The sequence below is a fragment of the Kitasatospora sp. NPDC093558 genome (assembly GCF_040683475.1).
Classification (GTDB): Bacteria; Actinomycetota; Actinomycetes; order Streptomycetales; family Streptomycetaceae; genus Kitasatospora.
Genome location: NZ_JBFBDY010001309.1, coordinates 1 through 1164, shown reverse-complemented (window position 1 = coordinate 1164; position 1164 = coordinate 1). Strand labels below are relative to the sequence as shown.

The following is a 1164-nucleotide window of genomic DNA, read 5'->3' as shown; positions in this document are numbered from 1 at the left end:
AGTGGCCTGCCCGATCGGGAACTCCTTCACGCCCGACACCCCCGTGCTCATGGCCGACGGCAGCTACCGGCCGATCGGCGCGGTACAGGTGGGCGACTACGTCGCCGCCACCGACCCGGAGACCGGGGTCACCACCGCCGAGCCCGTGCTGGACGTCATCACGGGGTACGGCACCCGGCACATCGTCGAGATCCGCACCAGCGCGGACGGCGCCGCCGACCCGCTGCGGGCCACCGACGGCCACCCGGTCTGGGTGGAGGGCCGCGGCTGGGTGAAGGCGCTGGAGGTCCACCCGGGAGACCGCCTGCGGTCGCCCGACGGCAGCACTCCGGTGGTCACCGCGGTCGACGACCTCGGCGACCTGGACGGGCAGCTGGTCGTCAACCTGAACATCGGCAACCGGCACACCTACACGGTGAGCGACGCCGGCACCGACGTCGTGGTGCACAACTGCTCGCGGGCCATCCTCGACGGGCACCAGTACCTGACGCACATCTTCCCGCGCCACGTGTCCTTCACGAATCCGAACTACTACTACAAGTCGAAGTTCGCCACCCAGAATCCCCGCGCGATCAAGCGCATGATCAAGACCGCCATCAAGAAGGCCCCCGCCCAGCCGAACACCAACGGCACGCCCGGACACATCCACATCTACGATTTCCGCAACAAGGTCGTCGGGCACAACAGCAGTGGAGCGAGGAAGACACGCATCAAGGTCGTGGTGCGCCACGGACGGGTTGTCACCGCATATCCGTACTGACAGCAATTCGGAGGTCACCATGGGACTGGATGTCTTCTGGCATTCCGAACGCCCCGATCCGACCCAATGGGAATCGTTGGACAAGACCGTCCTCGAATCCCTTCACGACGGGGACGACGTCCTGATGGACATCGTCACGGGGCTCCCCCGCGAGGACTTCCCCGTCCTCGGCACCATCGACCCCTACGGGGACACCGTGCTGGACTCCCGGCAGTGTGCGACCGCACGTGCGGAGGTCCGGGGAATTCCGGATTGGAGGAACAATTCACAACTGGTGAGCCTGGACGCACTGCTGAGCAAGTGCAGTGAGGCACAGGGCACCTACGTGTACGTCGCCGGAGACTGAGGCGACCGGACACAGCACGGCGGCGGGGCGTCTTCGGACGCCCCGCCGTTCGTTTTCC

Annotated in this window: 2 protein-coding genes; both read left to right on the top strand. The window is 66.5% G+C overall.

Features of this window, described 5'->3' with window-relative positions; all coding sequences use genetic code 11:
* A partial coding sequence (locus tag AB0O00_RS40585) for a Hint domain-containing protein (RefSeq protein WP_363659676.1) occupies positions 1-760 on the top strand: 760 nt, incomplete at its 5' end.
* A gap of 76 nt (positions 761-836) precedes the next feature.
* Entirely contained in the window at positions 837-1106 is a 270-nt protein-coding gene (locus AB0O00_RS40580; protein WP_363659675.1) for a hypothetical protein, read from the top strand.
* Positions 1107-1164 lie beyond the last annotated feature (58 nt).